This window comes from Amycolatopsis plumensis (assembly GCF_042652605.1).
GTDB classification, from domain to species: Bacteria; Actinomycetota; Actinomycetes; order Mycobacteriales; family Pseudonocardiaceae; genus Amycolatopsis; species Amycolatopsis plumensis.
In genome coordinates, this window is sequence record NZ_JBHSJY010000001.1 from 412,501 (window position 1) to 427,719 (window position 15,219).

The 15,219-nt window shown below is 70.7% G+C and carries 11 protein-coding genes (1 of these 11 only partly in view); 9 read left to right on the top strand and 2 right to left on the bottom strand.

Going from position 1 to position 15,219, the window contains the following annotated elements:
* Positions 1 to 308, top strand: partial view of an alpha/beta fold hydrolase gene (locus ACFPLC_RS02050; protein WP_378204691.1) — the 3' end only. It extends 475 nt beyond the left edge of the window; only the last 308 of its 783 coding nucleotides appear in the window; the start codon falls outside the window, past its left edge; the stop codon is at positions 306 to 308.
* On the top strand, positions 305 to 1,063 hold the full coding sequence (locus ACFPLC_RS02055) for an SDR family oxidoreductase (RefSeq protein ID WP_378204694.1): 759 nt from the start codon (positions 305 to 307) through the stop codon (positions 1,061 to 1,063). The genes ACFPLC_RS02050 and ACFPLC_RS02055 overlap by 4 nt, the downstream gene beginning before the upstream one ends.
* Here ACFPLC_RS02055 and ACFPLC_RS02060 read toward each other — a convergent pair.
* Entirely contained in the window at positions 1,048 to 2,589 is a 1,542-nt protein-coding gene (locus tag ACFPLC_RS02060) for an IS1634 family transposase (protein WP_378204841.1), read from the bottom strand. The two genes, ACFPLC_RS02055 and ACFPLC_RS02060, sit on opposite strands and share 16 nt — an antisense overlap.
* Before the next feature lie 153 nt (positions 2,590 to 2,742).
* On the opposite strand from ACFPLC_RS02060, the gene ACFPLC_RS02065 reads away from it, so the two are divergent.
* The 5 genes from ACFPLC_RS02065 (at position 2,743) to ACFPLC_RS02085 (ending at position 9,508) form a co-directional block, all read left to right on the top strand.
* Positions 2,743 to 5,340: a bifunctional FO biosynthesis protein CofGH gene (locus tag ACFPLC_RS02065; RefSeq protein WP_378204697.1), complete on the top strand. Its 2,598-nt coding sequence runs from the start codon at positions 2,743 to 2,745 to the stop codon at positions 5,338 to 5,340.
* Positions 5,341 to 5,419: 79 nt separating this feature from the next.
* Positions 5,420 to 5,950: a DUF4232 domain-containing protein gene (locus ACFPLC_RS02070; RefSeq protein WP_378235669.1), complete on the top strand. Its 531-nt coding sequence runs from the start codon at positions 5,420 to 5,422 to the stop codon at positions 5,948 to 5,950.
* Between the two features lie 90 nt (positions 5,951 to 6,040).
* Positions 6,041 to 6,895, top strand: a complete 855-nt coding sequence (locus ACFPLC_RS02075) for a HalD/BesD family halogenase (protein ID WP_378204700.1) — start codon at positions 6,041 to 6,043, stop codon at positions 6,893 to 6,895.
* A gap of 10 nt (positions 6,896 to 6,905) precedes the next feature.
* Positions 6,906 to 7,775, top strand: a complete 870-nt coding sequence (locus tag ACFPLC_RS02080; RefSeq protein WP_378204703.1) for a class I SAM-dependent methyltransferase — start codon at positions 6,906 to 6,908, stop codon at positions 7,773 to 7,775.
* A complete protein-coding gene (locus tag ACFPLC_RS02085; protein WP_378204706.1) occupies positions 7,772 to 9,508 on the top strand; it encodes a choline/carnitine O-acyltransferase in 1,737 nt (578 codons plus the stop codon). The genes ACFPLC_RS02080 and ACFPLC_RS02085 overlap by 4 nt, the downstream gene beginning before the upstream one ends.
* A 204-nt stretch (positions 9,509 to 9,712) precedes the next feature.
* Here ACFPLC_RS02085 and ACFPLC_RS02090 read toward each other — a convergent pair whose 3' ends face one another.
* Complete coding sequence (locus ACFPLC_RS02090) at positions 9,713 to 10,495, bottom strand: class I SAM-dependent methyltransferase (protein WP_378204709.1); 783 nt, start codon at positions 10,493 to 10,495, stop codon at positions 9,713 to 9,715.
* Positions 10,496 to 10,693: 198 nt separating this feature from the next.
* On the opposite strand from ACFPLC_RS02090, the gene ACFPLC_RS02095 reads away from it, so the two are divergent.
* Positions 10,694 to 12,943 (top strand): discoidin domain-containing protein, encoded by a 2,250-nt coding sequence (locus ACFPLC_RS02095; RefSeq protein WP_378204712.1) that lies wholly within the window; start codon positions 10,694 to 10,696, stop codon positions 12,941 to 12,943.
* Positions 12,944 to 12,949: 6 nt separating this feature from the next.
* A complete protein-coding gene (locus ACFPLC_RS02100; protein WP_378204715.1) occupies positions 12,950 to 15,130 on the top strand; it encodes a discoidin domain-containing protein in 2,181 nt (726 codons plus the stop codon).
* Positions 15,131 to 15,219 lie beyond the last annotated feature (89 nt).

Here is a 15,219-nt window from a genome sequence, read left to right on the forward strand (position 1 = left end):
TCGAAACGCACGTCCGCCGGATGATGCGCAACGCCCCGAAGGAAGGAGCGGCGGCGGCACTGAGAGGACGCGCCGAGCGCCCCGACTACACGCCGACGCTGAAGCACATCGACGTCCCCACCCTGGTCGTCGTCGGCAGCGAGGACGAGTTCACCCCGGTCAGCGACGCCGAGCTCATCCAGCGGGAAATCGGGCCTTCGACCCTGGTGGTGATCGAGGGCGCGGGACACCTGCCTAACCTGGAACGCGAGGCCAAGTTCAACGACGCCCTCACCACGTTCCTGACCAGCAGCGGAGCAACTTCATGACCCAGCAGACCGTGTTCGTGACCGGCGCGAGCGCCGGCTTCGGCGACGCCATCGCGCGCCGGTTCGCCGCCGAGGGCGCCCGCGTGATCGCCGTCGCCCGCAGCGCGGACAAGCTCGAGAAGCTGGCCGGCGAGCTCGGCGACGCCGTCCTCCCGGTGACCCTCGACGTCAGTGACCCCGAAGCCGTGCGAGAAACGATCGGCGCTCTCCCGGAGGGGTGGAACCAGGTCGACGTCCTGGTCAACAACGCCGGCCTGGCCAAGGGCCTCGAGCCCGCGCACCGGGCGGACCTGCGGGACTGGGACGAGATGATCGCGACCAACGTCCGCGGCCTCGCGCACGTCACGCGCGCCCTGCTCCCGGGCATGGTCGAGCGCGGCCGCGGCCACGTGATCAACATCGGCTCGATCGCCGGCACCTACCCCTACCCCGGCGGCAACGTCTACGGCGCGACCAAGGCGTTCGTCCACCAGTTCAGCCTCAACCTGCGCAGCGACCTGCACGGCACCGGCGTGCGCGTGACCAATGTCGAGCCGGGCATGGTCGGCGGCACGGACTTCTCGAAGGTCCGGTTCGACGGCGACCAGGCCAAGGCCGACCAGGTCTACGAAGGCACCACGCCGCTGACCGCCGACGACGTCGCCGAGTCCGTCTTCTGGGCCGCGAACCAGCCGAAGCACGTGAACATCAACGTCATCGAGCTGATGCCGGTGGTGCAGAGCTTCTCGGCGCTGCAGATCTACCGCGAGAGCTGAAACAGCGAGAACAACGCCTGCTGCCCGGGGTCCAGCTCGGTCAGCAGGCGCTTGGTCCGCGGCCGCCCGCCGGTGGACGGGTACGTCAGGACCAGCTCGCCGATGCCCGCGAGCTGGTCCAGCAGCTCCCGCACCGACAGGTTCATCCCCGCGCGGTCGGCCTCGCGCCGCATCAGGTGGGTCACCGTCGCGGCGAGCACCGAGATCAGGCCGTGCGCGGCGATCCGCTGCCGCGTCCACTCCCAGCGCGGGGTCGGGCCGGTGACGGCGGGCCCGGTCAGCCAGCGGAACGTCGATTCGAGGTGGGTGCGGGCCCGGTAGGCGGTGACGACCTCGGGGACCGGCCAGTCCCGGTCGGTGACCAGCACCTGCTTGCCGAAGAACTCCTCGTCCAGCCGGGCCAGCGCCGCCGCGTCGATCCGCCGGTCCACCCGGATCTCGCCGGGCCGGTTCCCGCTCAGGACGGCGGTGAGCACGCGCTCGATGCGCCGGCCGCGGGTCACGCGGCCGATTTCGGCGTGGACCTGGGCCCGGTCGCCGCGGTGGGTGCCCGCGGCGAGGGCCTCGGCGAGGCCGTCGAGTTCGCGGGTCGCGGTGGCCAGCTCGTCGGCGAACGCGCGGGACTGGGCCGCGTGCAACGTCGCCGAGTGGGTCAGGATCACCCGCCGCCGGACGCCGTCGACGACCGCGTGCGTGTCGAGCGCGGTGAGGCCGGCGAACCGCTCGGGGTCGACGCGCTTGCGCGCGGACGCGGGCTGGGTCAGCAGCTCCGGGTGGTCGGTCAGCGGCAGTGATCCGACGAAGCCGCTGCGGGAGCCCAGGTCGAGCTGGGCGGCCTGGCCGGAGTGGAAGACGAGGGTGGCCGGGCCGAGTTGTCCCATCAGCGAGGCGAACGTCGGTGCTGTTCCGTCGTCACGCCGGTAGACCCGTGACGCCAGGGGAATGGCGCCGTCGCGGGTCACGCGCAGGCCCGCGCCGGCGAGCACGCCCTGGCAGGCCGAGGGCAGCGTGCAGTCGGCCGGGGCGAAGGCGGCGAACTGCGGGACGTCGACGGCGAGCGCCGCGTGGTCGTCGAGGGTCGCCAGCACGGCGGAGGCGACGGTTTCTTCGATGCCCTCGATGCGTTCCGGGGTGAGGCGCTCCAAGGCCCGCCACAGGCCATCCACTGTGGACAGCCGGGGCCGGACGACGTCCGCGGCCGAAGCCCACCATGCTTCGATCGGCGTCTCCGGGGCGGTCGCGCGGTGCAGGACCGCGACGGCGAGAGTCAGCCCGAGCGATGGCTTTGCGCGCACGACGTCGTCGACGCGGGCGACGAAGTCCAGCCGGGTCAGCGTCGCCCACACCGCGGCGACGGCGCCGTACGTCCGGTACGACACCGAGGCGGGTTCGCCGCCCGGGACGGCGCGGGCGATCTCGTCGGCCGTGCCGAGGTAACGCTGGGTCACCACCCGCGGTTTGCCGTCCACCCGCGCGGACTCCGCCAGGTAGTAGTACGTCCGTCCGCCGATCTTCTTGCCGACCACCGATGCCACCCTTTAGGTAATACACGCCGACGCGCTGATCGACAACCACGTGGACCCGCTGACCTGCGACGACGATCACGCGCCCGACCAGCACCCGACAGGTGCGGAACACACACTGGCTGGTCGCGCGAGGACGGTCCTAGCGTGGGCGGAATGGGACCCGAACCCGACGCCACCACCCCGACCGCCTCCGCGATGCGCCGCTCGCTCGCCCGGGCGCGTGACGGAAAGACACTGGACGTCACCGAAGCGAGCGTCCTGCTGCACGCGCGCGGTGACGACCTCGCCAAGCTGTCCGAGTACGCCTCCCGCATCCGCGACGCGGGGCTGGCCGAAGCCGGCCGCGCCGGCGTCATCACCTACAGCCGCAAGGTGTTCATCCCGCTGACCCGGCTGTGCCGCGACCGCTGCGGCTACTGCACGTTCGTCACCGTGCCCGGCCGGCTCGAATCGCCGTTCCTCTCCCCGGACGAGGTCCTCGACATCGCCCGCAAGGGTGCCGAGATGGGCTGCAAGGAAGCCCTCTTCACGCTCGGCGACCGGCCGGAGGACCGCTGGAAGGCCGCCCGCGAGTGGCTGGACGCGCACGGCTACGACGACACGCTGTCCTACGTCCGGGCGATGGCGATCCGGGTGCTCGAGGAGACCGGCCTGCTGCCGCACCTCAACCCCGGCGTGCTGACCTGGCAGGACTTCCAGCGGCTCAAGCCGGTCGCGCCGTCGATGGGCATGATGCTGGAGACCACGGCGACCCGGCTGTGGAGTGAGAAGGGCGGGCCGCACTACGGGTCGCCGGACAAGGATCCGGCCGTCCGGCTGCGGGTGCTCGAAGATGCCGGGCGCAGCAGCGTCCCGTTCACCACGGGTGTCCTGATCGGCATCGGAGAGACGTTCGAAGAGCGGGCGGACGCGCTGTTCGAGATCCGCAAGGTCGCCAAGACCTACGGCGGCATTCAGGAAGTCATCGTGCAGAACTTCCGGGCCAAGCCGGACACGAAGATGCGTGCGACCCCGGACGCCGACCTCGAAGAACTCGCCGCGAACATCGCCGTGGCCCGGTTGGTGCTCGGCCCGAAGATGCGCATCCAGGCGCCGCCGAACCTGATCGGCAACCAGTACGACCTGATGATCCGCGCCGGCATCGACGACTGGGGCGGCGTCTCGCCGCTGACCCCGGACCACGTCAACCCGGAGCGCGCCTGGCCGCAGATCGACGAGCTCGCCCGCCGCACCGAGAAGGCCGGCTTCGAGCTCAAGGAGCGGCTGACCATCTACCCGGAGTACGTCAAGGCCGGCGAGCCGTGGCTGGACCCGCGGATCACGCGGCACGTCGCCGCGCTCGTCGACTACGACACCGGGCTGGCCCGTGAAGGGGCGATGCCGGTCGGCCTCCCGTGGCAGGAGCCGGACGGCGGCTGGCAGGAGTCCGGCCGCACCGACCTGCACACCGAGATCGACTCGAGCGGCCGCACCGAGGACCGCCGCAGCGACTTCGACTCCGTGTACGGGGACTGGAAGGAGATCGGCGACCGGATCAAGACCGGGCCGGCGAAGTTCGACACGGACATCCTGGAAGCGTTGCGCAGCGCGGAAAAGGACCCGGCCGGGCTCTCCGACGACGCCGCGCTGGCGCTGCTGCACGCCGACGGCCGCGAGCTCGACGCGTTCACGAAGATCGCCGACGACCTGCGCCGGGAGACGGTCGGCGACGACGTCACCTTCGTCGTCACGCGGAACATCAACTTCACCAACGTCTGCTACACGGGTTGCCGCTTCTGTGCCTTCGCGCAGCGTCGCACCGACGCCGACGCGTACACGCTCTCGCTGGAGCAGGTCGGCGACCGCGTCGACGAGGCGTGGGCCGCGGGTGCGACCGAGATCTGCATGCAGGGCGGCATCCACCCGGACCTGCCGGGCACCGCGTACTTCGACCTCGCGGCCGAGGTCAAGCGGCGGCAGCCGGAGATCCACCTGCACTCCTACAGCCCGATGGAGGTCGTGAACGGCGCTTCGCGGACCAACCTGTCCCTGCGCGACTGGCTGATCGCGGCGAAGGAGTCCGGCGTGGACTCGCTGCCGGGCACGGCGGCGGAGATCCTCGACGACGACGTCCGCTGGGTGCTCACCAAGGGCAAGCTGCCGACGTCGGAGTGGATCAAGGTGGTGACGACCGCGCACGAGGTCGGGCTGCCGACGACGTCCACGATGATGTACGGCCACGTCGACACCCCGGCGCACTGGGTCGCGCACCTGAAGCTGCTCGCGCGGCTGCAGCGCGAGGGCCTGGAAAAGCACGGCCGGCGCGGGTTCACCGAGTTCGTGCTGCTGCCGTTCATCCACCAGAGCGCGCCGATCTACCTGGCCGGCCTCGCCCGCCCGGGCACGACGCTGCGGGAGAACCGCGCGGTGCACGCGCTGGCCCGGCTGCTGCTGCACGGCATGATCGACAACATCCAGAGCTCCTGGGTGAAGCTCGGCGAAGAGGGCAGCCGCGCGGTGCTGCAGGGCGGCGTCAACGACATCGGCGGGACGCTGATGGAGGAGACGATCAGCCGGATGGCGGGCGCGTCGCACGGGTCGTACAAGACGATCAGCGACATGCGCGCGATGGTCGAGCCGCTGGGCCGCCCGCTGGTCCAGCGCACGACGGGCTACGGACGGCCGTCCGCGGAGCGGCTCGCCGCGGCGGCGGCGTCGGACGGCGTCGCGACGCAGGTGCGCAAGCCGCTCCTGCCGCTGTTGACCCCGTGACGCAACGCATTGAATGACTCATTCCTGGCGTCGGACGCCAGGAATGAGTCATTCAATGCATCCGCTAGCCTTGCGCCGCATGGGGGTTTCTCGCTTCGCACCGCTTCTCGTCGTAGCGCTTCTCGCGGGTTGCGGCAGTACGCCGCCGCCACCCGCTCCGACACCCACCCCGCCGCCGAGCCCGACGTACGGGCCGCCGCCGAAGAGCGGGCTGTCCCTTTCGGTCGGCCAGGTGGAAGCGGGCCTCGGGCACCGCGCGAGCGTCCTGACGCTGACCAACCGGGACACCGTGCCACGGAAGGTCACCGGCTACCCGGACCTGAAGATCCTGGCGGGCGACGGCAGCCCGCTCGACGTCCAGGTCCGGCACGAGACGTCCTACTTCGCCCCGGATCCGGGCCCGCAGGACCTGACGCTCCAGCCGGGTGAGAAGGCGCTGTCGGTGCTCGCCTGGTCGGCGACCGTCACCAGCGGCGGCCGGCACACCGGCGCGGCGATCGCGGTCGTCCCGATCCCCGGGGAGCCGGTGCAGAAGCAGCCCTTGGAGACCGACCTCGGCACCACCGACACGGTCCAGCTCAGCGCGTGGGCAACGGAAATCGGCCATTGACGACCGTGTGTCACCGCTCACAAACCGACGGTTGACCAGCGGGCTTCTGTGCTACCTCTGTTCCTTCACCCGCCGGAAGGGACCTCGACGATGAGCACCTCCGTAGCGCCACTGGAAATGGTCGACACCGGCCGCTACCCGCTCACCGACCCGGGCGGGCACGCCTGGCGGGAGACGGTCGAGCGCACGCGCGCGGACCTCGCCGACGTCGGCTGCAGCGTCCTCACCGACTTCATCCGCCCCGAACTGCACGAGGTGCTCCGCGCGGAGTGCGCCGCGCTCGAACCGCACGCCTACACGAAGATCGAACAGGTCAACGCCTACAACACCGCGATCGGCGAGCCGCTGCCCGAAGACCACCCCGGCCGGACGATCATGGAACGCGGCAACGCCTTCGTCGCGCGCGACCGCATCCCGGCGTCGTCGATCATCAGCCGGCTCTACACGAGCCCGGTGTTCCAGCGGTTCGTCGCCGACTGCTTCGGGCTGCCGGAACTGCACGAGCTCGCCGACCCGCTGTCCGGGCTGACGCTCAACGTGATCGCGCCCGGCCGCGCGCACCCGTGGCACTTCGACACGAACACCCACACCGTGAGCATGCTGACGCAGGCCGCGGCGGACGGCGGGACCTTCGAGTACTGCCCGAACATCCGGTCCGCCGCGGACGAGAACTTCGCCGCCGTGCGCTCGGTGCTGGCCGGCGAAACCGGACCGGTCCGGCGCCTGGACCTGCGGCCCGGTGATCTCCAGCTGTTCAAAGGACGCTTCGCGCTGCACCGCGTGAGCACCGTGCGGGGGGCGACCGCGCGGCACTCCGCGATCTTCGCCTACAGCGAGCGCCCGGGGGTCATCGGCAGCGCGGAGCGGACGCGCCAGCTGTTCGGCCGTGTCCTGCCCGCCCACCTCGCGGAGCGGACCGCCCGCGGCGACGAACTGCTCGACTAGGAGCCGGCCCGTGCCTTTCGACTCGACCGGAAAGATCTCGTTCGACCACATCTACACCGCGCCCGACCCGCGTCCGTTCTTCGGCACGCTCAAGCGTGTCGGCTACGGAATCCCGCAGCTGGCCAAGCCGTACTTCGCGAAGCTGATCGCCGCGCACCCCGCCGAGCGGCCCACCGTGCTCGACGTCGGCTGCTCGTACGGCGTCAACGCGGCCCTGCGGCGCTGCGAAACGACGATGGACGAGCTCTACGCCCACTACACGGCCCCGGCCGTGCGCGCGCTGGACCACGCGGCGCTGGTCGAGGCGGACCGCAAGCGCCTGCGGCCCGGCGGCCCGAAGTTCTACGGCCTGGACAGTTCGGCCCCGGCCCTGGAGTACGCGCTTTCCGCCGGCTTCCTCGACGAAGCGATCCACGCCGACCTCGAACGCGACGACCCGGACAGCACCCAGCAGAAGCTCCTGGACGACGTCGACCTCGTCGTCTCGACCGGGTGCGTCGGGTACGTCACGGAGAAGACGCTGTCCAGGGTCGCGCGCGGGGCGCGGCCGTGGATGGCGCACTTCGTGCTGCGGATGTTCTCCTACGAGCCGATCGCCGACACGCTCGCCGAGCTGGGGTACGAGACCACGAGCGTCGGCGGGGTGTTCCGGCAGCGGCAGTTCGCCTCCGCCGAAGAGCAGACGCAGATCCTGGACACGCTGAGCGCGGCCGGGGTCGACCCCACCGGGCTGGAGTCCGACGGGTGGCTCTACGCGCAGCTGTATGTTTCCCGTCCTGCGGGCTTGCCCGACTGTGACATTCGGGGCTTCGCCCCGGCCGGGGGCTCCGCCACCCGGACCCCCCGAGGAAGTTCGAGACTCCCCGACGAAGAAGGATGACCGTGAGCAGTCCGGAATGGTCCACCCGCACCTTCGGCAACGAGGACCGGCTCCCCCGCGTCCCCGTCCCCACGCTGGAGGACAGCGGCCGCCGCTTCCTCGAGTGGTGCGCGCCGCTGCTGACGCCGGAGGAGCTGGCGGAGACCGAAGCGGCGGTCGCGGCGTTCCTGGCGTCGCCCGGGCCGGAGCTGCAGGCCCGGCTCGAGGAGTACGACCGCTCGCCCGGCGTGCGCAGCTGGCTCGACACGTTCTGGCCGTACCGCTACCTCGGCCGCCGCGACCGGATCGCGCTCAACGCCAACTTCTTCTTCCTGTTCCAGGACTCCCCGCTCGGCCAGGTCGAACGCGCGGCCGAGCTGACCGCGGGCGCCGTGGACTACAAGCTGAAGCTCGACCGCGAACTCGTTCCGCCGGTGCTCCTGCGCGGCACGCCGCAGTCGATGGTGCAGCACCAGTACCTGTTCTCGGCGACGCGGATCCCGGGCGAGCTGCTCGACACCGCGCGCACCCGGTACCCGTCACCCGAGCGGCACATCGTCGTGTTCTCGAAGGGCACGCCGTTCCGGATGGACGTCCTCGCCGAAGACGGCCGCCCGTACTCGCCCGCGCAGCTGGCCGACGGGCTGCGCGCGATCCTCAAGGACGACCACGGCACCGACGTCCCGGTCGGGCCGTTCACGACGAAGGCGCGTGCCGAGTGGGCTGCTTCGCGAGCCGCGCTGCTCGAAGCGGGCAACGCGGCCGCGCTGGAGACCATCGAGACCGCGTTGTTCTGCCTGTGCCTGGACGACTTCACGCCGTCGGACGCCCTCGAAGCGGGCAACCGGCTGCTGTACGGCGACAACCGCTGGTACGACAAGGCCGTGTCGCTGATCGTGTTCGAGGACGGCACCGCGGGGATCAACGTCGAGCACTGCGAGCTCGACGGCACGACGATCCTCGGCTTCACCGACGCGCTGCTGAGCGGCTCGCGCGAAGAGCGCCCGCCGGCGGACGGCGTCCCGGGCTACGAAGTCGTCGAGTTCACCCTGACCGACGCCCTCCGCGAAGACGCACGCGCGGCCGCCGCGGCCTTCAAGGCGTACGCGGACGCGACGGCGACGCAGACGGTGTCGTTCGACTTCGGGGCCAATCGGGCGAAGGAACTCGGGATGTCCCCGGACGCCTTCGCGCAGATGTCGTACCAGCTCGCGCATCGCCGCGCGAAGGGCCTGACGGGCGCGACGTACGAGTCGATCGCGACCCGGCAGTTCCAGAACGGCCGGACCGAGGCCATGCGGGTCGTGACGCCGGAGGTCGTGCGCTTCGCCGACGTCATGACGTCCGATGCCTCTCGCGAGGAGAAGCGCTCGGCGTTCCGCGAGGCCGCGGCGAAGCACGTCGCGCGGGCGAAGGAGTGCCAGGCCGGGGACGCGCCGGAGCAGCACCTGTGGGAGCTGCAGCTGATCGCGAAACGCCACGGGGAAGCCACGGACCTGCCGCTGTACTCCTCGCCGGGCTGGCTGAAGATGCGCGACGACTTCCTGAGCACGAGCTCGGCGCCGTCGGTCAACATCCAGTACTTCGGGTTCGGCTCGACCAGCCCGCAGTGCATCGGGATCGCGTACGTGCTGCTGCCGGATCGGTGGAACATCTACTTGAGCACGCCGAAGCACGTGTCGGCGGAGATGTACCGCTTCGCGGACGAGCTCGCTGTTGCGGTGCGGGAGCTGCAGGAGCTGCTGGCCGGGTAGCGGTCAGGCGGCCGCCGGTACTGCACCGGTGAGAAGTCGGCCGCGCAGATTGCCCGCCGCGCGAGCACGGTCAGCGGCGGGCAGTTCCGCGTGACCCGGCCGCGCCCGGCGCGCACCTGCGCCCGCCACGGGCGGCGAGCAGCGCGCACCTCGTCGGCCGTCGCGGCGCCGGAGTAAACAGCGAGCCCGGGCCCCGCGGCGGAGTCACGCCGTGGGGTCCGACACCACCAGCACCAGCGACCCTTCGAACGACGGCTGCTCCCGCAGCCTGCCGTACCGGCGTTCCCACGTGCCGTCGTCGAGGTCGTGCTGGAGTTCCGCCGCGAACCGGTGGTGCACGCGGTCGTCGACGAAGCTCCAGGCCGAGCACGACAGGCGGGCGCCCGGGTCCAGCAACCGCTCCGGGCGGGCGTAGTAGGCCTCGTTGAAGCCGTCCGTGCAGTCGATCGGGATCGGGACTCCGATGATCGACGTGTGGCCGCCGAGGCCGTCGGCGATGTCGTCGACCGACGGGTAGCGCCGGGCTTCGGTCTCGATCACCTCGGGTGCGTAGTCGAGCAGCCAGAAGCGGCGCAGCCGATCCGGGTCGCAGGTCAGGATGGCGATCGGGCCGCGGGTGACGCGGCGCATCTCCTTGAGGCCGGCCCACAGGTCGTTCCACTGGTGCACGCTGAACGTGCTCATCGCGCCTTCGAACGCCCGGTCCGGGAACGGCAGCTTCTCGGCGACGGCGTCCACCGCCGGCGGCAGGCCCGCCGGGCGCTGCGCGCGCATCGACGCCGACGGCTCGACGGCGGTCACTTCACGGTCTTCGGGTTCGTACGCGCCCGCGCCCGCGCCGACGTTCAGCACGGTCCGCGCGTCGCCCAGCGCGTCGAGGATGTACCGGCCGATCCGGGGATCCGGCTTGCGGTAGTCGGTGTAGACCCCGCCGATGGCGCCGTAGTCGGCGTCCCCGGCGCTCCCGTCCGCACGTCGCTGGCTCATGCCTGAAAACTATCAGCGCGCACCACCGACGCAGGCGTTGCTCCGCCGGGCGTAAGAGGACGTCGGACGTGCGGCTCAATCGTCAATTCCTGTCGCAAACTTGCGTAAGTTCGTTCGACTATTGCGATTTCTTGTCCACGATTCGTATGATCCCGATCACAGAGGTCCCCACCAGCTGCGGAAAGGCCAGTGCTGCCCATGTCTCCCAGCTCTGTGTTCAGTGCGCCCAAGTTCCGGTTCGGCGCCCTCGCCGCCGCGGTCGTCGCCGCGGCCGGCGCCACCATCGCCGCGGTTCCGGCCGGGGCGCTCGCCGCCGGCCGCGGCGCGACCGTTCCCTTCGTCGAGCAGGAAGCGGAAACCGCCGCCACGAACGGGGCGGTCATCGGCCCGAACCGGGCCGCGGGCACCCTCGCCGGCGAAGCCTCCGGCCGGAAGGCGGTGACGCTGTCCGGCCAAGGCCAGTACGTCGAGTTCACGCTCACCGCACCGGCGAACTCGATCGACTTCCGGTACAGCGTCCCGGATTCCGTCGCCGGGACGATCTCGCTGTACGTCGGCGGCACCCACAACCGGGACATCGCCCTGACGTCGAAGTGGGCCTGGTACTACGGCTCGTACCCGTTCACCAACAACCCGGGTGACGGCCACGCGCACCACTTCTACGACGAAACCCGCGCCCTGCTCGGCACGTCCTACCCGGCGGGCACCAAGATCAGGCTGCAGGTCGACGCGGGCGACGTCACGCCGGCCACCATCGACCTCGCCGACTTCGAGCAGGTCGGCCCGGCCGCGACCCGCCCGGCGAATTCGGTGTCCGTCACCGACTACGGCGCCACCGCGAACGACACGACCGATGACGCGGGCGCGTTCGACACCGCCGTGGCCGCCGCGAAGAGCCAGGGCAAGGAAGTCTGGATCCCGTCCGGCACCTTCACCCTCGGCCACCACATCACCGTCGACCAGGTGACGATCCGCGGCGCCGGGCCCTGGTACTCGGTGCTCACCGGGCCACGCGCCGGGATCTTCGGCAAGGGTGAACCGGCGAGCTGCGGAACGCCGACGTATCCCGGGAACCCGGCCGTGCCCGGCGTCAGCAGCGCGGTGAAGCTGTACGACTTCGCGATCATCGGCCAGGTCGACGCGCGCGTGGACTGCGACCAGTCGAACGCGATCGGCGGGGCACTGGGCGGCGGCTCGGTGGTGCAGAACCTGTGGCTGCAGCACACGAAGGTCGGGCTGTGGCTCGACGGGCCGTTCGACGGGCTCACCGTGTCCGGCAACCGGATCCTCGACCAGACCGCCGACGGGCTCAACCTGCACCAGGGCATCAGCAACACGGTGGTGACGAACAACTTCCTGCGCAACACCGGCGACGACGGCCTGGCGATGTGGTCCGAGCACGACGCCGACCACCACAACACGTTCTCCTTCAACACCGTGCTCCTGCCGATCCTCGCCAACAACATCGCGGTCTACGGCGGCCACGACAACACCGTGTCCGACAACGTCGTGGCCGACAACCAGGACCAGGGCGGCGGCCTGCACATCGCCAACCGGTTCAGCGCCGTGCCGCTGTCCGGCACCACCACGGTCGCGCGCAACACGGCGATCCGCACCGGCGTGCTCGACTCGAACTGGCAGTTCGGCGTGGGCGCCCTGTGGTTCGACGGCCGCGACTCGGCCATCACCGGCCGGGTCGACGTCACGGACAACGACCTGGTGGACAACAACTACGAGGCGATCCAGTTCATCGACGGCGCCACCACGGACGTGCACTTCGACGGCGTCCGGATCACCGGGGCCGGCACGTTCGCCTGGCAGCTGCAGTCGAAGCCGTCGGGGTCGGTGAAGAACGTCGTCGCGACCGGGATCGGCCGCGCGGGCGTCTACAACTGCATGGGCCCGGACGCCATGAGCGGCCTGGCCGACCAGGGCGGCAACTCCGGCTGGACGACGACGTACTGCGGCTCGTGGCCGGCGCCGGTGTACGGCTCGGACAACGGCGGCACGACGACTCCGCCGACCACCACGCCGACCACCACGCCGACCCAGCCGGGCGGGAACCTGGCGCTGCACAAGAGCGTCAGCGCGTCCGGCTCGCAGGGCGGCTTCCCGCCGGGCAACGCCGTCGACGGCGACGCGAACTCCTATTGGGAGAGCACGAACAACGCCTTCCCGCAGGCGCTCACGGTGGACTTCGGCAGCACGGTCAGCGTCTCCCGGCTCGTCCTGAAGCTGCCGCCGTCCTCGGCGTGGGGCACGCGCACGCAGACGATCTCGGTCGACGGGATCAAGGCCGCGGCGGGCTACTCGTTCAACCCGGCCTCCGGCAACACCGCAACCGTGACCTTCCCGGCGGCCTCGGTGCGCACCCTGCGGCTCACCTTCACCGGCAACACCGGCTGGCCCGCCGGGCAGCTGTCCGAACTCGAAGCCTATTCCTCCTGAGAGGTGATGACGATGTCCCGCATTCCGGCGTTGCTCGCCGCCGCGCTCGCCGCGTCCGGCCTGACCGTGCTGGCCGGCGCCACCCCGGCCGCCGCGGCCACCTGTCCCACCACCGCGTCCGGCGGTGCCAGCGTGCCCTTCCGGACCGTCGAGGCCGAGTGCTCGGCGACCAACGGTTCGGCCGTCGGCCCCGACTACACCCAGGCGTCGATCGCCTCGGAGGCCTCCGGACGCCAAGCCGTGCGGATCACGACCGGCCAGTACGTCGAGTTCACGCTGCCCGCCGCGGCGAACTCGATCAACGTCCACTACAACCTGCCGGACGGCTCGTCCGGCCGCCTCACGGTGCTCGTCAACGGGACCAGGCTGGCCCTGCCGGTCACCGCCCGCTATTCCTATGTGGACACGAGCTGGATTCCGGGTGCGAAGACGCACCACTTCTTCGACGACGCCCGGCTGCTGCTCGGGCAGAACCTGGCGGCTGGCGCGAAAGTGCGCGTGCAGGCCGACTCGGGTGACGTCGGGCAGGCGACCATCGACCTCGCCGACTTCGAGCAGGTCGGCGGCGCGGGCACGAAACCGGCGAACGCGCTGTCGGTGACCGACTACGGCGCCACGCCCAACGACTCGTCGGACGACTCGCAGGCGTTCCGCACCGCATTCTCGGCGGCCCGTTCGCAGGGGCGTGAGGTGTGGGTTCCGTCGGGGCGGTTCGAAATCGGATCGGCCCTGCAGATCGACCAGACGACCGTCCGCGGTGCCGGTCAGTGGTACACCGTGCTGCACGGCAACAACATCTTCAACAACGGCAGCGCGTCCGGAAACATCAAGCTGTACGACTTCGCCGTCTTCGGTGACGTGACCGAGCGCAACGACGGCAGTCCCGACAACGCGTTCCACGGCGTCCTCGGCAACGGATCGGTCGTGTCCGGCCTGTGGATCCAGGACACGAAGTGCGGCCTGTGGCTGATGAACGGCGCGTCGTCGAACGTCACCATCGAGAACAACCGCATCCTCGACACGCAGGCCGACGGCGTGAACTTCGACGGCGCGGTCACGAACTCGACGCTGCGCAACAACTACCTGCGCAACAACGGCGACGACGGGCTCGCGCTGTGGTCCAACGGCCAGGCCGACTCGGGCAACACCATCGCGAACAACACGGTCGTGCAGCCGAACCTGGCCAACGGCATCGCGCTGTACGGCGGGTCGAACAACACGGTCAGCGGCAACCTCGTCCAGGACACCAACGCCCTCGGCGGCGGTTACCTCGTGGCGAACCGGTTCAACTCGGTGGCACTGAGCGGCACGGTCACGCTGTCGAACAACACGGCGCTGCGGGCCGGGGCGCTCGACCCGAACTGGCAGTTCGGCGTCGGCGCGCTGTGGTTCGACGCCCGCGACCAGGCCATCACCGGCGTGACCATCCGCGTGACCGGGTTCACCGCGATCCAGAGCCCGTACGAGGCCATCCAGTTCATCGACGGCAACGGCGCGGGCAAGCCGATCCAGGGCATCACGATCGACGGCGTTTCGGTGCAGGGCGCCGGCACGTTCGTGGCCCAGTCCCAGACCCAGGGTTCGGTCTCGATCAGCAACCTGACGGCGTCCGGCGTCGGCGTGACCGGGACGTACAACTGCCCCTACCCGACGTCGATCCCGCGGATGACCTTCAGCGGCTCGGGCAACAGCGGCTGGACCGGCACCTGGGGCGACTGCTCGACCTGGCCCGCGCCGAACTCGGGCCCGCAGCAGCCGCAGCAGCCCGGCTCGAACATCGCCCGCGGGAAGGCGATCAGCGCGTCCGGGTCGCAGGGCGGGTTCCCGCCGTCGAACGCGAACGACGGCGACGCGAACTCCTACTGGGAGAGCACGAACAACGCCTTCCCGCAGACGCTGACGGTGGACCTGGGCACGGCCTCGTCGATCAACAAGGTGACGCTGAAGCTGCCGCCGTCCTCGGCCTGGGGCGCCCGCACCCAGACGGTGACGATCTCCGGCAGCACCGACGGCGGTTCGTACACGACCCTGGTGGGCTCGCGCGGCTACGCGTTCGACCCGGCGTCCGGCAACACGGCGTCGGTGTCCTTCGCGACGACGTCCCAGCGGTTCGTGCGGCTGACCTTCACCGGCAACACCGGCTGGCCCGCCGGCCAGGTGTCGGAGTTCGAGGTGGCCGCGGCCTGATGTGACGAAAGCGCACGGCGGCTCGACGGTTCCGCACGGAACCGCCGGGCCGCCGTGCCCTGCATTAATCTCGCCGGGAGATCATCCCG

What these genes read in the sequence shown, in the direction of transcription:
- ACFPLC_RS02055 (WP_378204694.1), top strand. Translation starts at nt 305, where the DNA reads ATGACCCAGCAGACCGTGTTCGTGACCGGCGCGAGCGCCGGCTTCGGC.
- ACFPLC_RS02065 (WP_378204697.1), top strand. Translation starts at nt 2,743, where the DNA reads ATGGGACCCGAACCCGACGCCACCACCCCGACCGCCTCCGCGATGCGC.
- ACFPLC_RS02070 (WP_378235669.1), top strand. Translation starts at nt 5,420, where the DNA reads ATGGGGGTTTCTCGCTTCGCACCGCTTCTCGTCGTAGCGCTTCTCGCG.
- ACFPLC_RS02075 (WP_378204700.1), top strand. Translation starts at nt 6,041, where the DNA reads ATGAGCACCTCCGTAGCGCCACTGGAAATGGTCGACACCGGCCGCTAC.
- ACFPLC_RS02085 (WP_378204706.1), top strand. Translation starts at nt 7,772, where the DNA reads ATGACCGTGAGCAGTCCGGAATGGTCCACCCGCACCTTCGGCAACGAG.
- ACFPLC_RS02090 (WP_378204709.1), bottom strand. Translation starts at nt 10,495, where the DNA reads ATGAGCCAGCGACGTGCGGACGGGAGCGCCGGGGACGCCGACTACGGC.
- ACFPLC_RS02095 (WP_378204712.1), top strand. Translation starts at nt 10,694, where the DNA reads ATGTCTCCCAGCTCTGTGTTCAGTGCGCCCAAGTTCCGGTTCGGCGCC.
- ACFPLC_RS02100 (WP_378204715.1), top strand. Translation starts at nt 12,950, where the DNA reads ATGACGATGTCCCGCATTCCGGCGTTGCTCGCCGCCGCGCTCGCCGCG.